The following is a 727-nucleotide window of genomic DNA, read 5'->3' on the forward strand; positions in this document are numbered from 1 at the left end:
GAAGCCCATCGCCAGGCTCTTGCGGAGATCGTTGAAAGCGGACCGATCCCGGCTATCCATGGGGTTGTCCGCTGGCGGCTGATCGACCTGGCGCGGTGGCTTCATGATGAGTTTGGAGTATCCTTGACCGAGACGACCGTGGGGCGAGAGTTGAAGAGGCTGGGCTATGTCAAACTGACTGCGCGCCCGCGCCACCATGCGCAGAATGAATATGCGATGGAGGATTTAAAAAGGGGGCCTTGCAGCCGAGTTGGCAAAGATCAAAGCTGCCCTCCCGCGCGGCACACCGCTAGATGGCGTGGTTGCCGCCCTCCCCAGACGGCATCGCGATGTGCCAGAATAGTGGTGTTGAGGACCACTGAGCGGAAAGGACGGCAACCATGACGAAGGATACGATGATCGGAGTAGATTTGGCAAAATCGGTTTTCCAGTTGCATGCCGCGTCGATGACGGGGCAGCCAAAGTTTCGAAAGAAGCTTTCACGACAAAGCTTTGCGAGGTTTATGGCGGAACAGCCTCCTGCGATGGTCGTGATGGAGGCATGTGGGAGTGCTCACCACTGGGCCCGCGAGATGATCAAACTGGGACACGAAGTGAAGTTGATCGCGCCGCACTACGTCAAGCCGTTTGTAAAGCGTCAGAAGAATGATGCGGCCGACGCCGAGGCTATCGTGATTGCAGCTCAGCGCCCCGAAATGCGCTTCGTCGAGGCGAAGTCCGAAGATCA

At 57.8% G+C, this 727-nt stretch carries 1 protein-coding gene and 1 pseudogene; both read left to right on the forward strand.

From position 1 onward, the window contains the following. Nucleotides 1–54 precede the first annotated feature (54 nt). Entirely contained in the window at nucleotides 55–384 is a 330-nt protein-coding gene (locus QHC67_RS19290; RefSeq protein ID WP_413818577.1) for a helix-turn-helix domain-containing protein, read from the forward strand. Beyond that, nucleotides 381–727, forward strand: a pseudogene (locus tag QHC67_RS18930) (IS110 family transposase); the annotation flags it as partial. The gene QHC67_RS19290 and the pseudogene QHC67_RS18930, both read left to right, overlap by 4 nt.

Source organism: Sphingobium sp., assembly GCF_033795625.1.
In the GTDB taxonomy this organism is placed as follows: Bacteria; Pseudomonadota; Alphaproteobacteria; order Sphingomonadales; family Sphingomonadaceae; genus Sphingobium.